The following is a 24,797-nucleotide window of genomic DNA, read 5'->3' on the forward strand; positions in this document are numbered from 1 at the left end:
ATTTTATACAAAATACAATAGTTTTATATTTGATAAATATAATAGAGAAGTTTACTTCCCATTTTTCTTAATAATTTCCTCAGCAATATTTTTTGGGGCTTCGTTATAGTGACTGAACATCATAGTATAATTTCCACGCCCTTGGGTGAATGATCTCAACTCTGTTGCATAACCAAACATTTCTGACAATGGTACTTTTGCTTTTACAGTTTGAGCATTTCCTCTTTGTTCTGAACCCTCAATTAAACCACGTTTTGAAGAAATATTCCCCATAACGTCTCCATAATATTCATCAGGCACAGTTACTTCAACTGACATTATTGGTTCTAATAAAACTGGGTTAGTTTTTTTAGCAGCTTCCTTCAAAGCAAGTGATGAAGCTATTTTATAAGCCATCTCGTTAGAGTCGACGTCATGGTAAGATCCATCAACGATAGTAGCTTTTACATCTATCATAGGGAAACCAGCAATTACACCATTTTGTAATGCGTTTTCTAGACCAACTCTAGCGGCGTTAATATATTCTTTTGAGATTTTACCCCCAACGATTTTATCAACTCATTCAAAACCTTTGTCATGATTAGGTTCGAACTCTATAACTACGTGACCATATTGACCACGTCCACCAGATTGTTTAACATATTTACCTTCAACTCTAGCAGACTGACGTATTGTTTCACGATAAGAAACTTGTGGTGCTCCAACATTAGTATCTACTTTGAATTCACGTTTCAATCTATCAACGATGATGTCTAGGTGTAATTCACCCATACCCGCGATAATTGTTTGTCCTGTTTCTTCATCTGTATAAGTTCTAAAAGTTGGGTCTTCTTCAGACAACTTGTTTAATGATATACCTAATTTTTCTTGGTCAGCTTTTGTTTTTGGTTCTAACGCTAAGTGAATAACAGGTTCTGGGAAAATCATTGATTCTAATATTATTGGATTTTTCTCATCTGTTAGAGTATCACCTGTTGTGGTATCTTTTAATCCAACAGCTGCAGCAATATCCCCAGCATATACTTGTTCGATTTCTTCTCTATTGTTGGCGTGCATTTTCAATAAACGACCAACTCTTTCTTTTTTATCCTTTGTAGCATTTAAAACATAACTACCTTTTGAAAGTACACCTGAATATACTCTAAAGAAAGTTAGCTTACCAACAAATGGATCAGTCATGATTTTGAAAGCAAGTGCAGAGAATGGTTCAGCATCATCTGGATGTCTAAATGCTTCAGAACCATCTTCAAGTGTACCTTTGATTGAAGGAACATCTAATGGTGATGGTAAATAATCAACAACTGCGTCAAGCAGTAATTTAACACCTTTATTTTTAAATGCAGACCCAGCAAGCACTGGGAAAAACTCAGCAGATATTACACCTTTTCTTATTGCTGATTTTAATTCAGGAATGGTTATTTCCTCACCATCAAGGAACTTAACCATCAATTCTTCGTCATATTCAACAGCAGCCTCTATTAAGTTTGCTCTTAATTCCTCTGCAGACTCTTTTAAGTCACTAGGAATTTCAATTTCTTTAGCGATTTCGTCAGCTGCACCGTCAAAGGTTCACGCCTTCATTTCAACTAAATCAATGATTCCTGAGAATTGATCTTCAGCCCCAATTGGTAATTGAATGGGAGAAGCTTTTGCTCCTAATCTTTCGCCGATTGTTTTAACTGAGTAAAGAAAGTCAGCTCCTGTTTTATCCATTTTGTTAACAAAAACAATTCTTGGTACTTTGTAAGTTGTTGCTTGTCTTCAAACTGTTTCTGTTTGGGGTTCAACCCCACTTTGACCATCTAAAACTGCTACTGCTCCATCAAGGACTCTCAAAGATCTTTCAACTTCAACTGTGAAGTCAACGTGTCCCGGAGTATCAATAATGTTAAAGCGGTGATCTGCTCAAAAAGCAGTTGTAGCAGCAGAAGTAATTGTTATTCCACGTTCTTGTTCTTGAGCCATTCAATCCATTTGTGATTCACCTTCATGTGTTTCACCAATTTTATGAATTTTACCTGTGTGAAATAAGATACGTTCTGTTGTTGTGGTTTTACCGGCGTCTATATGGGCCATAATTCCAAAATTACGAGTCCTATCTAGACTAAATTCTCTTGGCATATTTATTCTCTCCTTTTATTCTATTATCAGCGATAATGTGCAAATGCTTTGTTAGCTTCCGCCATTTTGTGAGTATCCTCACGTTTTTTTACTGATCCACCAACTCCGTTGGATGCATCAATAATTTCATTAGCTAATCTATCTATCATTTCTTTTTCATTTCTTAATCTTGAATAATTAATTAATCATCTTAATGCTAATGTAACTTTTCTTTCAGAAGAAACTTCAATAGGAACTTGATAGTTTGCTCCCCCAATACGACGAACTTTTAATTCTAAATGAGGTTTTATATTTTCTATAGCTTTATTAAATACTTCAATCGGATTTGTGTTTGTTTTTTCTTTAATAATTTCGAATGCTTTATATAGAATGTGTTGTGCAGTCCCACGTTTACCATCCAACATGATTTTATTAACTGCCTTAGTAACTAATTTTGAATTATAAACTGGATCAGGAAGAACATCCCTTTTTTCAGCTTGATGTTTACGCATAAATTCACTCCTTTCTTATTTAATTAATGTTAATTAATCGATTTATTTTTTAGCTTTTGGTTTTTTTGTACCATATAAAGAACGAGATTGCATTCTACCATTAACACCGGTTGTATCAAGTGTACCACGAATTATATGGTAACGAACCCCCGGTAAGTCTTTTACTCTACCACCACGTATTAAAACAACACTGTGTTCTTGTAAATTGTGACCTTCACCAGGTATATAAGCGGTAACTTCCATACCATTTGTTAATCTTACCCTAGCATATTTACGTAGGGCTGAGTTAGGTTTTTTAGGTGTCATTGTAGCAACCCTTGTACAAACACCTCTTTTTTGAGGCGATGAGATTCTAGTTACTTTTTTAAGAAGTGTATTAATACCTCTATTTAAAGCTGGCGCCTTAGTTTTAAAAGTTTTAGGTTTTCTGGGTTTTCTAACTAATTGATTAATTGTTGCCATTTAGTTTCCTCCTTTCCACAATACCGAGTGTATTGTTAACACACAAAATATATTATATATTAAAATTGCTGATAATGAATAAAAAGTTAATTATATAAATTTATATTTGGTATTAAGTTAGTGTACTGTGTATTTGTCATCATACCTTCGTTAAGAGGGTATTGAAGTAATAAATCTAAAAGAAAATAAAATAGGTAATATGTGTTCATATAATCCATAAATAACTCTATTCTTTTTTGAGATAGGTCATCAGTATTATGTATTGATAGTTCTTTGTAGGCTTTGTTGTATCTCAAATTAAATTCTAAAATATTCTCAACAACTTTCGAAAAAGCTCCGTGAGAGTCCAAATTAGTTATATGTATGATGTGATCGTTTAGGTTTTTGAAAAGATTTTTCTCGTCTTTTTTTAGATCTAGTTTTTCATATTTTTCTAATAATTCATTGGATTTAAAACCAACTGCTTGAACAGCGGTTGCAAACACAACATCAACTCCCGCCTTATCCTTTATAATGCTTGTGCCTAACTTTTCATTTTTTAGATTCGTATCAATCGATAATAATACAATTACAGCATTTTGTAATATCGAAAGAAAATGATTAATTATTATTAATTGTTCTGAATTCTCATTGATTGTTTTCCAATCATTTAAAGTTTTATCTAATCCAATACCAAACTGTTCGATATCCGCTCGTTTGGAAAAGGTTTGTAGGCTTTCGAAGCTCTCAAGTATATTTTTAGGTACTAGAAAATCGTTTCTAACATTCTCTCGAAAGTTTTGATAAACTGTGTTTACACGATTAATAATAATTTGTTCATACTTAATTTGGTGTATTTCTTTCATTTTTATCTCTTTTCTATACTTTATATATTACTATAAATTCATATTATAATGAATTACAAAGAGGTGTTAAAAATGGTGTGAGGCGAATCAAACTCAATAAATTTTTTAAACTGAGCGGATTATTGTAGAAACAATGTAATGAAAAGCAAGAATATAGCAAGTAGCGGTGGTGAAAACTTTAAAACTCGAAGCAACTCTGCGGAGTATCTAGCAGCTAAAGAGCAAATCCTTGGTATCATTAGAAATAACAGAACAATTAGTGTTCAAAACTTATATAATGCGATGCCTACAAAATTAGTTGCTAATCCAACAACAAAATATATCATATTACAGTTATACTTTGAAGATAATTTGCAAATACAAGGTCAAACTAAATCTAATAGCGACCATGAGACTGATTATGTATTAACTTTCGTAAAGAATGCTTTGCCTAAACAAAACACTATACAGCCTAGAAATGCACCACAAAAGAAACAATCCAACATTGAAGATCTTCTAGATAATAACTGAATGGCCAATGGTAGAAAGTTAGAGTTCGATAAAAAAGAAACTTTAGATAAAAGTAAGTTAAATATTAGCCTAAAAAATGACTCTGTCAAACCAACAAATGTACCACCTGTCAAACCAACAATAGACATTAGAGACTACATGAAAAAAGAGGAAAAGATAGCACCGATAGTTAATACTGATAAACCAGAAAGAAATTTAGAAATAGAAAATAAAAATCTTAAGTACATAAATATTTCAATCCCAAAAGAGGAAAAGATAATTGAATCTAAGGAATCGACTGCTACTATTGATTTAACTTATAAACCAGAACCAATAATCTCGGTTCAAGATGTAGAAGAAAAAGCTTTTTATGGACTTAGTGCTTATGAACTGTATTATTTAGAAAACTTTATGAGGGATGCTGCTAGATTTTACAAAGAACAAAAAGCGAGAATCAAGATAATGGTTGAGGTTTTGCGTGCAAAAGCAGATGTGATTTACTTAAAAAATAAAAGTTATCCTAATGGGTTTTGGACATTTCTTTTATATTGTTCATTTATAATAATTATCCCTATATTTATATATTTAGGTATTAATTCCAATAAAGTACGAAAAAAGGCAATGAAAGATTATAATAGAAATCTTAAAAAAGCGGGGTTTGAGCAAATAAAGAAAGAGCTAAAAGAAAAGCACCCTAAAATTGTTTTCTTTTCATAAAAAAATAGAAGCTAAAAGCTTCTATTTTTCTACATTTCTTGTTTTTTTCACTTACTTTTTAATAATTTTAGCTCGCTACTTATGTTTTTTAATTCATTTTTTTTGATTTTCATATCAAGTTTTGCACCTTTGATGGTTTCTTTACACTTTTGTATTTCAATTTCTTGAGCTACTCTTTTTTCCTTGATATGAGCTATCTTGTCTTTGTATTCTTCTTTAGTCATATAATTCTCCTTGGTTTTTAAATATAGTATTAATTCTAAATGTTTTTAATTAATAGTCAAGTGCTGATATTTTTAGTCCTTCAGGTTTTTAAAATAATTTTGAAGTTTGAAAATGCTTTTTTTGTCCAAGTCTTTGCATTCAAATCAAACTTGGGGTGCTTTTACATTTAATATAAAAGCACTTGCTATTTTTTTATCAGTACAATATTCGAACATCTTCTTTTCGAGAAATAACTGTGAACTATATCTTTCATTGTAATTTGTTCTACTAGTTTTAATTCCTATTATAAAGAAAGAGTTTCCATTATCCAGAACTAGATCAATTGTTCCAAAATAATTCATATCTTCGCCGAAGTAACACATTATTGGACTTCAATAAATTCTTTTAATATTGTACTTGTAAATAAAATTATTGATTTCTGTAATATATCTTTTGGCGAGATTTAAATGTGTTGTAACATTACAATTAGTTGTGACAAGTTTAACTTTTGGTCCACTCCTTTGTAAAATACTAGCTTCAATAATTTCTTTTATACATTGATTTTGATTAATTGAAGAATCTACAATTGAAGTATTTTTTATCGGGAAGTATGGAAAAACTTTATTCAATGCTTCATTAATTTCACTTAAGCAAACAACATCATTGACGATGTGAGTGCTTAAGTTTTTTTCAACATAAGAATCGCTATTTATTTCTCTAATCAAAATGTATTTGTTGCTTTCATCTAATGCAATTAAATCTGATATATCATTTATCATTATAAGTTCCTTTAAAAAATACAATCGAAAGTAAGGTAATTTATTTTCGATTGTATTGATGTTTTTTTAACAACGTGCTTAACATAGAGTTTGAGGAAGTGCTCTCTAAGACGTTAACTGTTTTAGATATAGATTCTAATTTATTCACAATTCTTGAAACTTCGCTTTTAATACTCTCCATGCCTTCGTTGTTAGATAATGTTGGCAGCGTTGATTCCAAACGCTTCATTCTTTTTTCTAACTCAGTGAACTTCATGTTATTTATTGATGATATTTCTGAGGTTTTCTTTTCAAGATCTTTCACTAATAAATTACCTTGATTTATTACAATTTCTTGTAAGTTTTTTATTTCTTGATTCAAATTATGTTCCATTTGGTTTAAGTTTTCAAACTCCTTGGTAACTTTACTTAAGTCATACGCAGAGCTGTGGTCGACATCTTTTTGTAAGTTGCCTAAAGTTGTCTCGTTGCTTAAAGATAAATCGTTGTAGACATCTTTCTCGCTACTTACTAAATCATTTTCAGTAGTATTGAGTTCATCAATATCCATATTTATAGCATAAGCTTTTCTCGCTTGAAGAAGTTTATTCATATCGTCTAAGTCTTCTTGTCTCTCTAAGATATTATTGTTTGAAGTTGTATTTGGAACCTCATCAGGTTTCCCCACAGTTTCTAACTTCACATTATTAAGTTCTCTTAATTTATCAGAAGCAAACTCTTTTTTGTCTTCATCTTGATAATTTAGATCATTAAGTTGGTTTGATTGCATAACAAATGGTGTTTTTGATAAACTATTCAATCTTTTCTTTTCTTTATTCAATGATTTTTCAGCAAGTGTAAAAATAAGGTCAGGTTGTTTAAAGTTAAAATCTTTATAAACATCTTTGATTTTGTTGGTTTTTACATCTTGAATCTCAGTCAGACCTCATAAATTCTCATCGTTGTTTTGATTAATTTCTTCAATTTGTTCGTTCGAAACCGACTGAATTGCTTGTGCTTCTTCAGATTCCTCTAATTTAGAATCTTCGTTTTTATCTAAGATATCGTTCAAATCAAACATTTGTGATTGTTTTTCAAAAGACTTAGTTACAAGATCTTTTAGTTCATCTTCTTCTAATTTCTTATCTACACCTGACGAAGTAATTTTGGTTTTATTACGTCCATATTTTTGCTCCGAATGGTTTAAAGATAAACTTGTATTTAAAATTTCATTCAATGAGACTTCTTGTTTTTCATCCTCAAACGCGTTAGGTTCATATTGGATTATTTCAGATGACGACTCGTTTTCTTTTTCAATAAAAGCGATTTGTAAATCTTCTGAACTTACTCTGCTACTTTTTTCAAAATCTATTTCATGATTTAAATAATCTATTAAATAACTTTCTGGTAAATTTAGTTTCTTAGCTAACATATTTAAGTTTGCTGCACGATTATTAAATTTTGAAATAAACCTTTCCTTTTTAGAACTTGATTCTGAAGAGTCTAATGACTCAATCTCGGCTCTGAATTTTTCTAGTTGATCTTTATATAATTTTCATTTGAAGTATGCTTTTTCTCGTTTTGCTTTAGATGTTTGCATAGATTTATTGTCGTTTGGCAACGCAGAACTATCATTTGTTTTTGCTTTTTCATTTTGTTCTTGAGCCTTTTTTGTTTCTTCAAGATATTTTTGACTCTTTTGTTCCACGTTGCCTGTTAACTTTCCCTCTCTATTTACCTCTTTTTCAAATTTTTTCTCTTCATGATAAAGAGAAATTAAGCTTCGCTCTTCAGCGTAATTGTTTAATGCCTCAGAATCAAACATTGTTGCTTCTAGAATAAACCAAGATAGCAGGAATATTCCTGATGCTATTAAAACAATAACTTGACCATATAACATTCCCACAACTGCAAATATTACAAGTGCAGACTTAATATAAGGTTTAGATATTTTTTGTTTTTTTCTAAGTCTAACAAACTCAGCAATTGCAATTGCAAATAAATAAATTGATACTGCAAGCATAATCCCAAATATCAATCACATCTTTCATTGAACCAGACCATCAGCTGCTCCGCTTCCGTTTTGTAGTGATACAAGTCCACCTGGGGTTGGTACTCACGGGTTCACCAAGTTACCATTAGTTCCTTCTTTTAAACTAAAAAATGGTAGTGAAAATGGTGAAGATGATAATCAATTGAACAATTTATATAAAAAAGTTTGGTTAGTAATGTCTGCTTGTGTAAGCCACAACGACGAAGTAAGACCAAGAGCTGCATAACCTGCCAGTGCGAGACTTGCAAGCATCACTAATGATCATGATAATATAATAAGTAACATAAACATGCTATTTCCTCCTTAATCATTGAGATCCTTTCAATTACCAGGAACTGAAAGGAGATTGTTATTTAATGGTTTTGTTGTATCATTGCTGTCAATCATTAAGCCATCTTTTCTTTGTTGATAAAGGTCATTTCGTTTTCTATTTTGAAATTGAACGAAAGTGCTTTCTGGGTCTACAAGAAATGCTGGGTTGAAAGTAGTATTAGCAAATTTCTCGACTCTTGCCAATTCTTCATCTCTTTCTTTGAAGATATTTTCTTCTCTTTTCCTTTGCAAATTCTTATCAACATTTATCCTTAGTGCGGGATTTAATAAATCTACTTTAGTTTTTGCCAAATTAACGTTTCTTGTGTTATTAGTTTCTTCTTTAGACAAATTAACACTATTTGTAATATATCTATTTCCACTATCTGCATCAATTGTTTTTATTTGATGTTGTGAACTTAAACCAGGATTTGTAGCGAGTCCGAGTTGGGGTTTATCCAAATTGAATTTTTTATCTATATTAACAAACTTGTCCGCGAACGAGTTGTTGTTCTGTTCAGGTAACTCATATTTGATTGGTGCAATAACCCTTGAGCTTAGTTCACTTAAAGACGATGACTGATCAATAGGTTTGTTCTCTCTTAAGAAAAGAGTTTGAGGTGGACGAGAAGATAGATAACCATCAACTCTAATAATATCTTCATAAGATTCTGATTCATTCACTATCTTTTTAAGAAAGGCTTCAGGAATGTTTAATAAGAACTTAAGAGATTTAACCCCACCAAATATTACTTGAATAAAATTAATTGTATTTGTAAGTTGTTTAACACTTGAAGGTTTAAAATTATTCAAAACTATTGGTATATTAATATCTTCAATCTCATATGCTTCAAAAGCTTCGCTAAATTCTGATCAAATAAAACTTATAGGATTATCGATATCGAAATCTTCTAACAACACTGATGACTCAGAAGCTTGTTTCCCGTATTCAGTTGTTGATAGGAATAACGAAGTTCTTTCTCATAAAGTTCTTTTATCGTCCAAGTCCAAGAAAGGCAAGGCACTGATTATTTTTTTTACTAAATAAAGATAAGGCAAACTATAAATGAATACATCTTTTAAATCAATTATTATATGATTTGTTCTTTTTATCAACTCAACATAGGGTGCGTTATCTTCACTTAACATTAAAAAACAATTTCCAGATAAGCTATTTTTCCTCAAGTCTTCTTTGAAAGAAGCAAATGACAATTGTTTAGGAAAGCTTTGCTTTGGTGTTGTTAGTGTTTCATAATCGTTTAATCCAAAGTCTCATTCATCGCTTAAGAGAGTTGTATCAAACTCTAAAGGCTTATTAGAAACCTTAGTATCTGATGTTGTTTTTTTTCTATTTTTTGAAAACTCATAATCATTTTCTATATCATTTGAGATCATATTACTTTCATCAGATGAATTAAATAAGCTTCAATCTTCTTTTGTAGTTTCAAAGAAATCATTGTTATTTTTTATTTCTTCAAATCTTTCTTCTGTTTCAAAAGGTAAGTTTCCTAAACTGTTTTGTTTATCATTCGTAAACGAGATATTGTTCACAAAGTTTTCGGTAGTTCCCTCAACATTTTTATTGAAGTCATTTTGAAAGTCGTTGGTATTGTCAACTGAATAATCAGTATAGTCTAACCCAAAAGGCGGCGCACTCAATCTGGTATTTTTAACAAAAGAGTTTTTTATGAAGGACGGTGCTAACTCGTCATCTTGAGACAAACCCATTTGTGCTCCTAACTGCACAAATCTTAGTTGCTCTTTTTCTTGTCGAATTTTTTCTTTTTCTTCTTCTTCTCTTTTTTTTCTCATTCTTTCAAACGGATTTACATACATACTGTCGCCCCCCTTCAAATACACTAGTAATTATATCACAAAAAAACTCAAAATGTTCATAAGAGTGTTGCAATGGAATATAGAGTTTGGTATTATATATTCCATCTTTTTTTCTCGTTCGTGATAATATTCACTAATCTAGAGGGCGGATTATTCAGATTCCCTATGAAAAAACATTTATTTTTTCCTAGGAAAGTGAATAATTCGGATTTCTCAGAAAGTGGATTTTGTCCGGATACATTAACACTGGTTGAGTAAATTGGTCCTACATTATCTATAATCGTTTTTATATCTTTTCTTTTTACAACTCTAATGGCAATTGTTGACTGCTTGTTTTTTAAACTCTTTGCTATTACTGTTGTTGGGTAGTCTGACATTAGATAGTTTTCTACATCATCATTCATTTCAATAAGTTTAGATGCTTGTTTTAAGTTTGAGACTAATATTATTAAAGGTTTTGTCAAGTCACTTTGTTTTAGTTCATTTATTTTTTGAGCATTGTCTGCATTAACAATCGAACTTAAACCATAGATTGTATCGGTTGGTAATATTATTATTTCATTTTTTTTTAATAAATTGATTGCTTGATTAATTTTGAATCTATTTAAAAATTTCATTAGTGCTCCTTATAATCAAATAAATTATATCATAGCGTTATGATTCTTTTCGCTTACCTGTTCTTCACAAAAAAAATTCGCTCAATTAAAAAATAACTCTTCGTGTTTTTTAAACTATGAAGAGTTATTTTTAAAATTTTTTTGATCATCTGTATTTGATTGGTCAATTATAAATTCTTTTCTATTTGTTTTTATTATCTTAGTAATTAATATTATGTAAGTAAAAAATATAAAAGTAGTTGATATAACAACTTGTGAAATAAATTGATTTCCTGGCAGTCAAAGGTAATTAATATGACTCTTTATTTGTTTGCTGTCGTATAAAAATGAGTCGCCAAAAATATTTCTGAACGCTTCTAAAGTTTCTTTTTGTTGACTATTGTCATTAATTTGACTTATTAGGTCGGTGTTTCAAAAATCTACTAGCAAATTTAGTTTATATACAGAGTACGCATTAACAACAACTACCAATATGATTTCAATAAACAAGATTGAGAATTGTGAAATGAAAAAAAGTTTATTTATCTTCCATCCCTTAATATAAAAGATTATGAATATACACATAGTTGCCATTAAAAACGAAGTCGTAATAATTGGTAAGACCGCAACCATAAAAAATGAGCTACCCGTGTTAGAAACTAAATTATTAAAACTATCAAACGATTTAAAACTTTTCACTAGTGACGGTAATATATATGTTCAATTCAAAAGTGATAATATTTCTCCATCGGTAACTGATAAGCTTATTATGTAAATAAGTTGAGGTATAAAAACAAGAAACGAAGCAATTATTAGTCACAATGAGATATTTCTATTATTGTTAATTGTAAGTTTATTTAACAAGTTAACTAACTTACTTTGTCCAACACCAGTTTTTCTTGTCGATAGATATTGTACTAAGTTTTCTGTTTTTTTAGACTCATTCGAATTCATAACATTGTTGCTGAATAAAGATAAGAATATTATTATAACCATTACCTTAAATAAATTAAATCATCAAGTAGAGATTGTTGTGGTTCATTGATACTTTTTACCATTACCATCTCCAAAACTTGCGGTGAACGTGTTAAATAAATCTTTTAAATCACTATGTATCGAGTCAAGGTTTTTACTTTTTGCTATAAATATAAAAAGATCGTAAAAACAAGAATAATAATATTCTGCAACAGAGAATGCAAAGACAGAAAGAATAATAAAGAGCATCAAAATACCAAAATATGAAGCTTTAACATGAAGGTTCATTCTTTTGTTTAAAACTATGAATGGCATCAAAAACAACAACAAAATCGAAAATAATAACAATGCAAATCCTGTTCACAAAAAAGTTTTCATTAAGTTCTCTGAGGGAGTTACATCATCACCAAAATATTTTATTATGGTTTGGTAATTTTCAAAATACTCTAAAAGATTTTTGTTCGAATAAAAAATCCCGATAAATGTGAATGAAGGAACCGATATAAGCATGAATACACAACAAGCAAAAAAAGATTTTTTAAATAAGTTTTTTTTACTCAAATTTCTTGTTGATATAAAAGTATCCTTCATATTTTCACCTACTTACTAATAACAAAATATCTTCAGTTATTAAAATAATCTTTTTTAAAATCTATTTTATATTTTACTACTTTATGTTTGAATAACTTTTCAATTCCGTTTTTTTGTTGAAAACCAAACTCAGATATTATTATTAGATTTTTATTTATTTTATATAAATTATCAAGAAGATCAAACAACTTTTGATAAAAGTACAAACCATCATTCACAGCAAAAAGGGCTAGATGCGGTTCAAATTTACTCACTGAATGCGCAACGTTTACATCACCTTTTTTTATATATGGTGGATTCATCAAAATAATATCTGGGGTTAATTGAAGTTCAAATATGAAATCTAAAAAATCGCTGTTTATCAGATTTGCCTCAATATTTAAAATTTCGGAGTTGTATTTTGCTACCTCAAGTGCACTTGATGATATATCTGATAATCAAAGTTCAATATTTCGAAACTTCTTTTTTAGACTTAACCCGATACAACCACTACCACAACAAACGTCTATGACTAAATTACCACTTTTAGTGAAATTAAGGGCCTCCTCAACAAGCATCTCAGTTTCTACCCTTGGTATTAGCACTCTATCATCCACGTAGAATTCGCTTTCATAAAAATACTTCTTTTTAGTTATATATTCTAGTGGAATACCTTGTTTAAATTGATTTATGTATTCAAAAAAAAGATCTAACTTTTTATTCTCAATAGTATTATTTATTGAGAAATCATTTGCAGATCATTTATTTAAGACCATTAATATCTCTTTAATCACCTTAAAATCAATATTCGATAATTGTTCAGAACTTAATAGATCTTTTATAACCATGAGTTAGTTTCCTTCGATGTGTTTTTCAATCAATTCTTTTTGTTCGTTATTTATTAATTCTGTAATAATCTCTTCCAAGTTTCCTTCCATCACTTGATCTAGCTTATTAAGTGTTAAATTAATTCTATGATCAGTTACTCTATTTTGTGCATAGTTATATGTTCTAATTTTCTCACTTCTCGCTCCTGTACCAACGGCGTTTTTTCTCATATTAGCTGCCTCTGATTGTTGTTTCTCTAACTCTGCTTCATAAATTTTTGATCTTAGCATTGTCATTGCAATATCCTTGTTATCATGCTGGCTTCTTCCATCTTGTGAAGATGCAACAACACCAGTCGGAATATGAGTAATTCGTACCGCTGAGTCAGTAGTATTAATGTGTTGTCCACCAGCTCCACTTGCTCTAAATGTATCAATTCTTAGATCACTTGCTTTTATTTGAACTTCTACGTCACTCATTTCTGGAAGAACTGCAACTGTGGCTGTCGATGTTTGAATTCTACCTTTAGATTCTGTTTTGGGAACTCTTTGAACTCTGTGACTTCCGGACTCAAATTTCATTTTGGAATAAGCACCAGTACCTTTTAAAAGAAAAGAAATTTGTGTAAATCCCCCTGCTGTTGATTCACTTTTTTCTAAAATATCTATTTTTCAATTATTTTTTTCAGCTAGCTTTGTATACATTCTAAATAAATCACCTGCAAAAATGTTCGCCTCATCTCCACCTGCTGCACCCCTAATCTCAAAAATTACATTTTTGTCATCATTAGGGTCCTTTGGTAATAACAGTAGTTCAATTTCTTCTTCTAACTTCTTAGTGTTATGTTGAGATTCGTCTAATTGAGCTTTTGCTAATTCTCTCATCTCCGGATCTTTTTCATTATCTAAAATACTTTTTGCTTCTTGAAGATCAGACACTACTTTTTTATACTCCATGTATTTTTGAACGGGCTGTTCTAAATTAGAGCGTTCTTTATTTAACTCAGTTAACAACTTGATGTCCCTTAAGTTTTCTTCTTTTTGAAGTTCGTTATCAATAGTTTTTACACGTTCTTCCATGATATCTAAAGCTTCAATTGTTTTTTTGTTCATTTTAAATTCTCCTATTTTGGTTCTATGTAACAGTGTCGGCATCTAGCCTCATACTTCTCTTGTGCAGAAATCAACACAATTGGTTCGTTAGCTTTGGCTGGTTCTCCATTAATAATTCTTTGAGTTCGGTTCGCATTACCACCACAAGAGTGACAAATAGAGGTTAACTTATCAACATATTCAGCTTGCACTAATAGGCGATCAACATTTTGAAATGGATTATTTTTAAAATCTTTATCCAAACCATTAGCAATAACTATTATACCTTTATCAGCCAATCGTGACAAAACTTCGACTATGTTTGTATCTAAAAATTGTATTTCATCCACCCCAACTATATCTACATTCTTTTTAGCGCTTTCCTCAAGAAAAATCTTTTCCAATTCTTCACTGTTTGTTACCTTAATTGATTCAATACTAAGTCCCGAGTGCGAAAACACATCTTCCTTAGAATATCGATTATCAATATCAGGTTTAAAAACCAGCACATTTTGTTGAGCATATTGATATCTGCGAAGTCTTCTTATGAATTCCTCTGTTTTACCAGCGAACATACACCCAGTGATTAATTCTATTCATCCTCTTTTTGACTTAAGATTGATTCTATAATCCATTTTGTTTCTCCAATTCTTAATTGACTTTAAAATTATATGTTATTATTTATAAGTTTTTTTAAATCTTCTATCAAAAGTTTCAACTCTTTAAGTGAAGTGAGTTTACAACCAGATGCTAATTTATGTCCACCACCGTTATATTTTATAGCAACACTATTTATATCAAAGTTTCTACTTCTTAATGATACTTTTAACTCACCCAATTTATTTTTATAAACTAGAAACCAAATATCAATTTCTTTAATTCCTGACATTGTTGACAAAGCCAGTTTCATTTTTTCTTCTCTAATACTGCTTTTTCTTAGATCCTTATCTTTTATAACTATATAACTTATCGGATAATCTTTTACTTGTTTTGCTTTAAGAAACATTTTATTTAATCATTTAACAACGACTAAGTTTTTAAGATATAAATCATCATAAATTTTTGTTATATCTATATTTTCTTGCAACAAGTTGCTTGCAACTTCGAAAGTTTCAGCAGAAGTGTTTCTGTATAAAAACCTTCCTGAATCTGTAATTAGACCAAAATAAAGAAATTCAGCCGCTGTTTTTGAAACTTTTAGTTTATTAAAGTAGGCTCATTGTGAAATAACTTGCGTGCAAGATATTGCTTTATCATCAACTAACTTGTCTTCCGTGAAATTATCTGACTCTAAATGATGATCTATTTTAAAAATCTCTTTTACATTGTTTTTGTGTTGATAATCAATTCTATCGAAGTTTGCAACATCGACAGTGATTAAAAGGGAGTTATTTAAAGTTGTTTCATCAATTGTAAACTCATCTTCAAAGTTAGCAGCTTCGTTCAATTTCGCTCCAACAACATAAACGCTCTTATCAGAAAAATTATCTTGTATTATATGCTTCAACCCCAATGCGCTTCCTTGGGCATCCCAATCAGGAGAGATGTGTTTTGCAATTATTATAGTATCAAATGTTTTTATTTTTTTTATTAAGTTGTTAGACTGTGTTTCGGTAATCATTTTAGTCTCCTATACTGCCTTAAGAATCGCTTTGTTATTAAAATATACTTTAACCTTATCACCTATATCATAACCCCTAGGTGAATAAAACAAAAGTTTTACATCGTTATTTAAAACTACTTCATACATTTCTCTGTCTATGAAAATATTGTTTTTACTTATTTCTCCTTGGAACTCGAAATAATGACCCGTTATGTCTTTCTTATTAGTGTAAATCTCGAATGGATTCAACAATATCTGGCCTTTTAACGGCAGGCTTTTGGTTTCAAGTTTCAACTTTTGATTATCGACTCTCAAGTTTTTGCCATCATAAGTGAAAGGTACTCTATTCTTATCAATGAAGAAATCACTTCCATAAGTGCTTCAACTTTCCCCTAAAAGATTCTCTAAGTTAGTTTTCTTTATGAAAGAGTTTTCCACTAACACAAAATCTTCTTTAACATTGTGTAACTTATTTATACTCTTTTCAATAAACACAACTGTGAATTTAGGATTTAGTTTTTTTAAATTATTTGCTGCATTTATAATTTCTTCTGCCTCATCGTAAGAAAGTTTTTCTAGTACATTATAAAAAACAATATTGTACTTGTTCAAATAAACTGACTTTAAAAGTTTGAACTGTATATTATTTATCGCACTAAACTTTAGTGAGTTTTTCAATAAGTTGAAAGATATCCCGAGATCTTCTGCCGTTGTATCGGTTCACGTTATTGCCTGCTTATAAACTGAAGTTATTTTATTTTTTAACTCACGTTTTTTTTCTCTAAATTTATTGAAGTCACCATCCATAACATCATCATCTAAAACTTTTTTATGGTACTTGTGCATTACTTCAACTATTTTACCCCTTAAGGTTGTTGACTCATCAAACAATGCATCATAAAACATTTTTTCTTGTTTTTTTCTAAACTCGTAACGTTGGTCTTGGACTAACTGTCTTCAAGAGAAGAATGTTTCTAATGTCTTAACCTTCTTTTGCTTTGCGTAATTAAATTTTATTAGCTCTTGTTTAATCTGTTTTTCTAACCCTTTTAGAACAACTTTGTTTTTTTCTATTTTACTTTTAACATTACCTACTTTAACATCAATTATTTTTAAATGCTTTCGCACTAGATAGATATGTTGTCTGAAGTTCAATTCTTTTGCCTTTTTCTTAATGCTTTTTTGTTTTGATTTATTAGCATTATATTCGCAAGTACATAATGAATTAAGATCTATAAAAGAATAGACTTTGTCCCAAAGACTTTGCAAGAAGTTTTGAAAAAGTTCTAAGTTGGCTGTTTTTTCTTTTAAATAAAAGTAATCTCTAGTTATAATTTTTATATGTTCTGCTAGGTTAGGATACCTTTCTTCTAAATTTGAGTCATTAAAGGTAACAATTTGCTTTAAGAAATCTGAAAGTCATTGTTCTTCTACTTCGATAGATCCATCAATAAACTTTTCAATCATCAATTCAACTTTTCTTCTCATTGAAAGGTCAGTCTCATTATTTTTAGAGGTAGAGAAAGAAAGAAAAGAATATTTGCTGTTTAAATAATTAACTTTTGCTTCAGTATAAAAGTTTTTGTTAAATAAAAGAGAAAAATACAATCAAAACTTTTCGGGTCATTGTCTAAAAAATCTATTCCCTGGTTTTATTAGAGATACTCTTGTTTTTGTTCATTGCTTATTAACTTTGTCATATCCATCAATTTTAAAAACACCACTTTTAACTGAATGATTACCTATTAAGATATTTTTTATTTGTTTTGAAGCCTGTCTTTCTCTTGCAAGGAGACTTACAACATTAGAGCTTTTTATATCTAAATTAATATTTTGTAAATTTATTTTTTTATTATTAAACTTTGTATTTTTTAACAAAAAACTCATGGTGAACTCCTTCCCACATAATATTATTGTATAACAATTTAAAATAAAATAAAAAACTAGGTAATCCTAGTTTTTTAGCAAAGTAAGAAATTATTTACTTTCTTTTGATTTTTTAGCATTTTCTGCTTTTTGAGCTGCACTTGCTTTTTCTCTTTCTGCAGCTTTAGCGTCTTTTTTAACAAATTTTTCTTTAAACTTTTCAACACGACCTTCTGCGTTAGCAAAAGATTGTTTACCAGTGTAAAATGGGTGACAGTTTGAACAAGTATCTATTCTTACTTCCTCACCTTTTGTTGAACCTGAAATAAATTCATTGTTGCAAGTTGTACAAACAAACTTAGCTTGAAAGTATTGCGGGTGTGCATTTAGTTTAGGCATATTTTTATCTCCTTTTATTTTAAATAACTTTAAGTTCAATACAAAAATAATAATACCATATAAACAAAAAAACTAATTAATTAATTAGCTTTTTTGTTTATTTTTCGTATTTAGTCTTTAAGGCTTCTCTGCCCCCGTCTTTATACTTTTTCATTCAGTTTCTAAGTGATACTACACTTATATTTCTAGTGGGCGCAAACTGAATAGCAGTTGCCCCCGATTTCTTGAAGTCCTCGATAATTTTGATTTTCTCTTCAACAGTAAGATGCATTCAAACCACTCTCCAATATTTAAAAATTTAATAATTTTTTAATATTTGCTATGGTTATTATTTTGCTTTTCCTTGACTCCCAAATACTTTTGTCAATTCTAAGAAAGTTTCTTTTATTGCTTTATATCCTGGCGCTAAAAGTTTTCTTGGATCGAATCCTTTAGCGTCATCATCTAAATCTTTTTTATCTTCGATGTATTTTCTAGTAGCGTCTCTAAATGATAATTGTAACTCAGTGTTTACATTAATCTTAGAAATACCTAATTTGATAGCTTTTTCTACTTGATCTTGAGGGATACCTGAACCACCATGTAGAACCATTGGTAGGTTGCAAGCTTCTTGTAAACTTTCTAATGTTTCAAAAGATAATGCTTTTCATCATTCAGGATATTTTCCATGAATATTTCCGATTCCGGCTGCAAGCATGCTAATTCCAGTGGTTGACATTTCAGCTGCTTGTTTAGGGTCACCTAGTTCACCTTCACCAACAACACCGTCTTCTTCCCCACCAATTGAACCTATTTCTGCTTCAACAGAAACTTCGTGCTCATTTGCAAAAGCCATTAATTCTTTAACTTTTGCAATGTTTTCTTCATAGGGAAGGTGAGACCCGTCGAACATTACAGAAGAGTAACCAGCTTCAATACACTTCTTAGCCATTTCAATTGATTGACCATGATCTAAGTGTAAAGCTACTGGAACTGTAATATTAAGTTCTTCTAGTAATCCATTAACCATTCCTACGATGGTTTTTAAACCACCCATATATTTTATTGCTCCTTCTGAAGTAGCAATAATAGTAGGTGTGTTTGACTCCTGAGCAGCTTCTAAAACCGCCTTCGCTCATTCAAGATTGTTTATGTTAAAGTGTCCTATAGCATATTTTCCTGCATGTGCATCCTTAACCATTTGACTAGCATTAACTAATCGATTGTGATATTTTTTTGACATAAAAAATTTCCTCCCAAAAGTTATTATACAACCATAAATACTTATAGTGTAGGTTATTATTAAAATCCTAGTGTGCTAACAATTACGTTGTTTTCTTGCTACTTTCTTTATCGATAGCACTTACGAAACCTTTAAATAATGGGTTTGGTTTGTTAGGTCTCGAAGTAAACTCAGGGTGATATTGACATGCTATAAAGAAATCATTACTTGGGATTTCAATTACTTCAACTAAATTTTCTTCTTGGTAAATACCAGAGAAAACCATCCCCGCTTCTTCAAACTTTGATTTAAATTTGTTATTAAATTCAAAACGATGACGATGACGCTCTAATGCATAATCGCTACTGTACAATGTTTTTGCTAGTGTTCCTTCTACTAACTTTGTTTTATAAACACCTAACCTAAGTGTTCCCCCAATTTTCTCTCTATTCTTTCCTTCAATGATATCTATAATAGGATATGGAGTATATTCATCTAACTCAGTTGTGTTAGCACCATTATAGTTCAATACATTTCTGGCGAACTCTATACAAGCCACTTGCATACCTAAACATATTCCTAAAAATGGAATATTTTTAGTTCTAGCATATTCTACTGCTAGTATTTTTCCTTCTACACCAGACTCACCAAAACCTCCAGGTACTAATATTCCCTTTGCGTCACTTAGAAAACTTTCAACATTCTCTTTATTTAGCTTGCGGGCATTAACCCATACGAATTTGATTTTCTTTTTGATATCATAGCCCGCGATTTTTAACGACTCCATAACCGACAAATAAGCATCACTTAACTCTACATATTTACCAACAATATGTACTGAAAGTGTTTCTTTGGAGCTTGCTATGTTTTCGTTAAATTGTAGCCAACCCATCAAATCGGTTTTTGAAAGTTTTAAGTTAAGTTGTTTAGCTACTATTTTGTGAAGGTTTGTTTGCTCAATTATCAGCGGTACTTTGTAAATGGACTCAACATCTTTACAAACTATGACATTTTCTTTTGGAATATTACAAAACAGAGAGATTTTATCCTTTAATTTTTGATCTATATCCCCTTCTGTTCTAGCCACAATCACATCTGGTTGTATCCCTAAGCTTAACATTTCTTTAACCGAATGCTGTATGGGTTTAGTTTTGTATTCACCCGATACCTTTAAGAAGGGTAATAAAGCAACGTGAATAAACATAACTTTGTCATGCCCTTGCTCCATTCTAATTTGTCTAATAGCTTCAATAAATGGTTGTGATTCAATATCTCCAACAGTTCCACCAATTTCGCTAATTATTACATCTGCATTAGACTCTAATTGTGCTTTGTATATTTTATCTTTAATCAAATTTGTTATATGTGGTATAACCTGTACAGTCTTACCCCCAAATTCACCTAATCTCTCTTTAGAAAGAGCTTCTGAATAAATCTTTCCAGCACTGGTAGATGAACTTTTACGTAAATTTTCATCAATAAATCTTTCGTAATGTCCTAAATCAAGGTCAGTTTCCCCACCGTCATTGGTTACAAAAACCTCTCCGTGTTCTATAGGATTCATAGTTCCTGGGTCTATATTAAGATAAGGATCAAACTTTTGCATAAATACTTTGATACCACTTTGTTTTAATAAAACTCCAAGTGAGCTACCTGTTATTCCCTTACCTAAACCCGAAACTACTCCACCTGTAATAAATATAAATTTTGTCATTTTAAATCTCCTTAAAAAATAAAAAGTAGTTAACAAACTACTATATTATATCATTCTAATCATCGTAATCCTCATCATCGTCATCATCGTCTAAATCTAAGAATAAATCATTTGATGTGTCAGTAGTATCATGAATAATGTTTTCTTTAACACCTTTTTTTAAAGTATCTCCTTCATCGAAGATATCTGTATGAACGTAAGAGTCAATATCATCGAATTCTTCTGTTGTCTCGAACTTATCAATGTAGTCATATTGTTTTTTAACATCTTCGAACTTAAGATAGTCTCTTAAACCTCATTTACCATCAGCTGTTAAAGCAAATCTATTGTCCAATACTAAATCTGTGTAAAGTTCAGCGATAATTTGATTTTTATTTACATTTTCGCCATTAATTTCTTTTGAGATTGTATTTCAAATTTCCTCAAATGAAGCATCTCCTTGCTTTTCCTTTAAAAGATTGAATGTAATTTCAATCGGTGTTAAATTTGCCATCATTATTCCTCCATAGTTTTTATTCTACATTATCCTTATCGAAAATATAAACTATTTTTTCATTATTTTTTTCATTTTTCGTATTTAAAATAGTTGATATTTGTGTTAATTTTATTTCATTTTCATCTTTGAGTATGTATATATTTTCGTCTTTGTAGTCGGTTTCATCCTTGTATAAAATAAAAGGTTTCATTTTGAAAACTTCAAAATAAAACTCAGCCCCTTCCCCGTGGTTTTTTTTCATAGTATTAAAATTGTCCATAGTTATTTCGGAGGTTGCGCCTAAGAATCTTCTATTGATTATCCTACTTGCCAAATCTTTCAAAATCTCATCTTTTTCATTCGCAAATGCTTTAATGTATTCCATTAGTGAGTAATCATCTAGACGTAAATAATTTTCCAGAGTTATTTCTCTATCTTCTAGAATTTCTAGGATATAAGGTAAAAAATACAAACTTTGAAAATTATAATTATCTTTATAAAGTGATCTTGCTCTTTTAAACATAAGGTAAAAAGTCCTATCAAAACCCGTTGATACCTTATGGTTATAAATTTGCTTGAACATATGATATCTTCCTAATAAATAATGTTCAAGTGCATTGATAGTTTTTGGTGGAAATGCTATCTTACCATCTCTTACTTTGGCGTTTCTAATTATTCACTCAATATCAAGATTAGAGTAGTTGACACCTGTATTTACAGAATCACGCAGTAAATAATCCAACCTGTCAGCATCTAATTGGCTTGAAACTAAGAAATTAACTATTGGATTTTTATGTTCTCCATTAATTACATCAGCCACATCCTTAGGGTTAATTTGATGAATTTTTAAAACTTTGTTAACTTCTGTATTTCCTAAAATTATCTTTATAGAGTATTCTTCATGACTTATTTTTGAAACTGATTCAAAGGTGTGAGAAAAAGGACCATGACCAACGTCATGTAACAAACCAGCTATTTTTAAAATAAGTTGGTCATTTGCATCAATGTGTTTAGCAATTTCTTCGTTTTGCAAGAATTTCGATAAAACGTGAAATACTCCTATACAGTGAGAAAATCTAGTGTGGTTTGCTCCCGGAAAAACAAACTGACCACCGCCAAGCTGTATAATCCTTCTTAATCTTTGGAATTCTTTTGTATTAATAAGTTCCATTATTACTTTATCTTTGATTTGTATGTCCCCGTGAACATTATCTCTTATAAATTTTTCCACATTAACCACCTATACTAATGACTCAATATTTTTAATCACATTATCTCTACCTATTAACATAATTGTTTTAGCAAGTTCTGGACCATGTTCAGAAAGTGTTGAACAAATTCTTAATGGCATAAATAAGTCTTTACCTTTTCTGTTATGTTTTATTCCCATATCTTTGATCAATGATTTGATTTCTTTCTCATCAAACGTTACCAAGCTTTTTAATTTTTCTTTGAAATCGTGTAGCATAATTTTATAGTCGCTGAAATCACTAAGTTGTTTTAATGTTTCTTCGTTTATATGTTGAGAATCAAAGAACATATTTAAATGTGCATTAATTTGTGCACCAAACTCCAACTCTTTTTTGAATAATAATAATACATCATTCAATCAAGATTCATTTTTGGAATCGATATCAAAATTTTCTTTATCTATAAATTTTTTTGTAAAAGATAAATATTCTTCTTCAGTTAACTTTTTCATTCACTGACTATTAATTCATTTTAACTTCATAACATCAAAAGTACTTGGAGACTTTGAAAATCTTTTTTCATCGAAAATATTAATTAATTCGTTTCTTTCAAATATCTCTTGCTCGCCACTCGGGCTTCACCCGAGTAGTGAAATGTAATTGAAAATTGCCTCAGGTAAATAACCTTTTTCACGATACTGGCTGATGAAAAACAAACTATTTCCACTTCTCTTTGAAAGTTTCTTTTTTGTATCATCAACAATAAGTGTCAAATGACAAAATACCGGCATATCTCAGTTGAATGCTTCATATATCATACATTGTCTTGGAGTGTTAGAAATATGTTCCTCTCCTCTAACCACATGAGATATTTTCATATCATAATCATCAACGACAACTGCGAAATTATAAGTAGCTATACCATTTGTTTTCAAAATAACAAAGTCACCGATCTCTTTTGAATCAAATTCAACAAGACCTCGAACTAAGTCATTTATTTTATATATTTTATTTTCTGGTACCTTGAATCTAATATTGTAGTCCTTATTATTTTCATCATTTTTTAGGGTTCTACAAGTCCCTGCATATTTTGGCGCTAATATACCGTTTTCTAGTTGTCTATTTCTTTCCAACTCTAGTTGTTCAGGAGTACAATAGCATTTATAAGCCTTACCTTCATTCACTAGTTTCATTGCCATGTCTTTATAAATTTGAAACTTTCTTGATTGCATGTATTCACCGTAAGCTTCTTTAGGGTTTAAAAACGACTCATCGGGAATGATTCCAAGTCATTTTAAATTATCAAATTGTGAGTCGATTGCTCCGTCCACATTTCTCTCTAAATCCGTATCTTCAATTCTTACAATAAAATCTCCATCATAGTGTTTTGCAAAAAGATAATTCATTAATGCTGTTCTAGTATTTCCGATATGCAAAAATCCTGTTGGTGAAGGTGCGTATCTAAGTCTATATTTTTTCATTTTTTTTCTCCTCTTTATAAATCAAAACAGAACTATAACAAACTATTGAGTTTAGTAAAGTTCCTTCTGAGGTAGTGGCTTTTAAAGATATATCATTTTCACTAATCTCTAAGATTTTTGCCATATTCTGTTTAATAAGTTTTTTTGTTTCTTTCAAACTAGGTTCATCAAGTTGTATAGTTATATCGATGTTTGAGATTCTATAATTCCTTTTTTTTAGTTTCTCAAGTGTTTCTTTTATCATAATAATCGAGTCAAAACCTCTAACGTAAAATTCAGGTTTATAATATGTTCCCAAGTCTTCCAGTCCCATCGCTCCCAATAAAGCTTCTGTTAAAGAGTGTCAAATAACATCACCATCACTATAGGCATCAACTGTTTTTTTGCATTCTATAAAAAAACTTCCCAACATGAAACCTTTACCTGATTTCAATTTATGTATATCTTTTGAAAACCCTACTTTAAACACAAAAGACCTCCAATAAAGTAGATTATAAACTATTTTAAATTGATAATTAAG

General features: G+C 30.2%; 24 protein-coding genes. 1 reads left to right on the forward strand and 23 read right to left on the reverse strand.

Going from position 1 to position 24,797, the window contains the following annotated elements; genetic code table 4:
* Nucleotides 1-51: 51 nt before the first annotated feature.
* The 4 genes from fusA to SAPIS_RS04880 all read right to left on the reverse strand — a co-directional run bounded on the left by fusA (nucleotide 52) and on the right by SAPIS_RS04880 (nucleotide 3,919).
* On the reverse strand, nucleotides 52-2,121 hold the full coding sequence (gene fusA / locus SAPIS_RS04865) for an elongation factor G (protein WP_023790229.1): 2,070 nt from the start codon (nucleotides 2,119-2,121) through the stop codon (nucleotides 52-54).
* Nucleotides 2,122-2,144: 23 nt separating this feature from the next.
* A complete protein-coding gene (gene rpsG / locus SAPIS_RS04870) occupies nucleotides 2,145-2,612 on the reverse strand; it encodes a 30S ribosomal protein S7 (protein WP_023790231.1) in 468 nt (155 codons plus the stop codon).
* A gap of 42 nt (nucleotides 2,613-2,654) precedes the next feature.
* Nucleotides 2,655-3,074 carry a 30S ribosomal protein S12 gene (gene rpsL / locus SAPIS_RS04875; protein WP_023790233.1) on the reverse strand — a complete coding sequence of 140 codons (420 nt, stop codon included), beginning with the start codon at nucleotides 3,072-3,074 and terminating at the stop codon, nucleotides 2,655-2,657.
* 86 nt (nucleotides 3,075-3,160) lie between these two features.
* Complete coding sequence (locus tag SAPIS_RS04880; RefSeq protein ID WP_023790235.1) at nucleotides 3,161-3,919, reverse strand: hypothetical protein; 759 nt, start codon at nucleotides 3,917-3,919, stop codon at nucleotides 3,161-3,163.
* Nucleotides 3,920-3,991: 72 nt separating this feature from the next.
* Here SAPIS_RS04880 and SAPIS_RS04885 point away from each other — a divergent pair, with 72 nt between their 5' ends.
* Entirely contained in the window at nucleotides 3,992-5,125 is a 1,134-nt protein-coding gene (locus tag SAPIS_RS04885) for a hypothetical protein (RefSeq protein WP_023790237.1), read from the forward strand.
* Between the two features lie 29 nt (nucleotides 5,126-5,154).
* On the opposite strand, the gene SAPIS_RS04890 is transcribed toward SAPIS_RS04885, so the two are convergent.
* From SAPIS_RS04890 to ispF, 19 genes are all read right to left on the reverse strand, one after another.
* A complete protein-coding gene (locus SAPIS_RS04890) occupies nucleotides 5,155-5,349 on the reverse strand; it encodes a hypothetical protein (protein ID WP_023790239.1) in 195 nt (64 codons plus the stop codon).
* Nucleotides 5,350-5,421: 72 nt separating this feature from the next.
* Nucleotides 5,422-6,108, reverse strand: a complete 687-nt coding sequence (locus tag SAPIS_RS04895) for a hypothetical protein (RefSeq protein WP_023790241.1) — start codon at nucleotides 6,106-6,108, stop codon at nucleotides 5,422-5,424.
* Nucleotides 6,109-6,148: 40 nt separating this feature from the next.
* On the reverse strand, nucleotides 6,149-8,431 hold the full coding sequence (locus tag SAPIS_RS04900) for a hypothetical protein (RefSeq protein WP_023790243.1): 2,283 nt from the start codon (nucleotides 8,429-8,431) through the stop codon (nucleotides 6,149-6,151).
* Nucleotides 8,432-8,443: 12 nt separating this feature from the next.
* Nucleotides 8,444-10,288 (reverse strand): hypothetical protein, encoded by a 1,845-nt coding sequence (locus SAPIS_RS04905; RefSeq protein WP_023790245.1) that lies wholly within the window; start codon nucleotides 10,286-10,288, stop codon nucleotides 8,444-8,446.
* 92 nt (nucleotides 10,289-10,380) lie between these two features.
* Entirely contained in the window at nucleotides 10,381-10,905 is a 525-nt protein-coding gene (locus tag SAPIS_RS04910; protein ID WP_023790247.1) for an L-threonylcarbamoyladenylate synthase, read from the reverse strand.
* 114 nt (nucleotides 10,906-11,019) lie between these two features.
* Complete coding sequence (locus tag SAPIS_RS04915; RefSeq protein ID WP_023790249.1) at nucleotides 11,020-12,450, reverse strand: hypothetical protein; 1,431 nt, start codon at nucleotides 12,448-12,450, stop codon at nucleotides 11,020-11,022.
* Nucleotides 12,451-12,458: 8 nt separating this feature from the next.
* Entirely contained in the window at nucleotides 12,459-13,277 is an 819-nt protein-coding gene (prmC, locus tag SAPIS_RS04920; protein ID WP_023790251.1) for a peptide chain release factor N(5)-glutamine methyltransferase, read from the reverse strand.
* 3 nt (nucleotides 13,278-13,280) lie between these two features.
* A complete protein-coding gene (gene prfA, locus SAPIS_RS04925) occupies nucleotides 13,281-14,369 on the reverse strand; it encodes a peptide chain release factor 1 (RefSeq protein WP_023790253.1) in 1,089 nt (362 codons plus the stop codon).
* Between the two features lie 11 nt (nucleotides 14,370-14,380).
* Nucleotides 14,381-14,983 carry a thymidine kinase gene (locus tag SAPIS_RS04930; protein ID WP_023790255.1) on the reverse strand — a complete coding sequence of 201 codons (603 nt, stop codon included), beginning with the start codon at nucleotides 14,981-14,983 and terminating at the stop codon, nucleotides 14,381-14,383.
* Between the two features lie 32 nt (nucleotides 14,984-15,015).
* Nucleotides 15,016-15,969, reverse strand: coding sequence for a DHH family phosphoesterase (locus SAPIS_RS04935; RefSeq protein WP_023790256.1), 954 nt, complete (start codon nucleotides 15,967-15,969; stop codon nucleotides 15,016-15,018).
* A 9-nt stretch (nucleotides 15,970-15,978) separates the two neighbouring features.
* Nucleotides 15,979-17,838, reverse strand: coding sequence for a hypothetical protein (locus tag SAPIS_RS04940; RefSeq protein WP_023790258.1), 1,860 nt, complete (start codon nucleotides 17,836-17,838; stop codon nucleotides 15,979-15,981).
* A gap of 90 nt (nucleotides 17,839-17,928) precedes the next feature.
* Complete coding sequence (rpmE, locus tag SAPIS_RS04945) at nucleotides 17,929-18,216, reverse strand: 50S ribosomal protein L31 (protein WP_023790259.1); 288 nt, start codon at nucleotides 18,214-18,216, stop codon at nucleotides 17,929-17,931.
* A 97-nt stretch (nucleotides 18,217-18,313) separates the two neighbouring features.
* The gene (locus SAPIS_RS05480; RefSeq protein ID WP_023790260.1) at nucleotides 18,314-18,487 is read right to left on the reverse strand and encodes a hypothetical protein; all 174 of its coding nucleotides are present in this window, start codon (nucleotides 18,485-18,487) and stop codon (nucleotides 18,314-18,316) included.
* 57 nt (nucleotides 18,488-18,544) lie between these two features.
* The gene (gene fba, locus SAPIS_RS04950) at nucleotides 18,545-19,438 is read right to left on the reverse strand and encodes a class II fructose-1,6-bisphosphate aldolase (RefSeq protein ID WP_023790261.1); all 894 of its coding nucleotides are present in this window, start codon (nucleotides 19,436-19,438) and stop codon (nucleotides 18,545-18,547) included.
* Between the two features lie 82 nt (nucleotides 19,439-19,520).
* The gene (locus SAPIS_RS04955) at nucleotides 19,521-21,131 is read right to left on the reverse strand and encodes a CTP synthase (RefSeq protein WP_023790262.1); all 1,611 of its coding nucleotides are present in this window, start codon (nucleotides 21,129-21,131) and stop codon (nucleotides 19,521-19,523) included.
* Nucleotides 21,132-21,186: 55 nt separating this feature from the next.
* A complete protein-coding gene (gene rpoE, locus SAPIS_RS04960) occupies nucleotides 21,187-21,624 on the reverse strand; it encodes a DNA-directed RNA polymerase subunit delta (protein ID WP_051372145.1) in 438 nt (145 codons plus the stop codon).
* 19 nt (nucleotides 21,625-21,643) lie between these two features.
* A complete protein-coding gene (locus tag SAPIS_RS04965; protein ID WP_023790266.1) occupies nucleotides 21,644-22,837 on the reverse strand; it encodes an HD domain-containing protein in 1,194 nt (397 codons plus the stop codon).
* A 9-nt stretch (nucleotides 22,838-22,846) separates the two neighbouring features.
* Entirely contained in the window at nucleotides 22,847-24,277 is a 1,431-nt protein-coding gene (gltX, locus tag SAPIS_RS04970) for a glutamate--tRNA ligase (RefSeq protein ID WP_023790268.1), read from the reverse strand.
* Nucleotides 24,264-24,746, reverse strand: coding sequence for a 2-C-methyl-D-erythritol 2,4-cyclodiphosphate synthase (gene ispF, locus SAPIS_RS04975; protein WP_023790270.1), 483 nt, complete (start codon nucleotides 24,744-24,746; stop codon nucleotides 24,264-24,266). Before ispF ends, gltX begins: the two co-directional genes overlap by 14 nt.
* Nucleotides 24,747-24,797 lie beyond the last annotated feature (51 nt).

It is taken from the genome of Spiroplasma apis B31 (assembly GCF_000500935.1).
In the GTDB taxonomy this organism is placed as follows: domain Bacteria; phylum Bacillota_I; class Bacilli_A; order Mycoplasmatales; family Mycoplasmataceae; genus Spiroplasma_A; species Spiroplasma_A apis.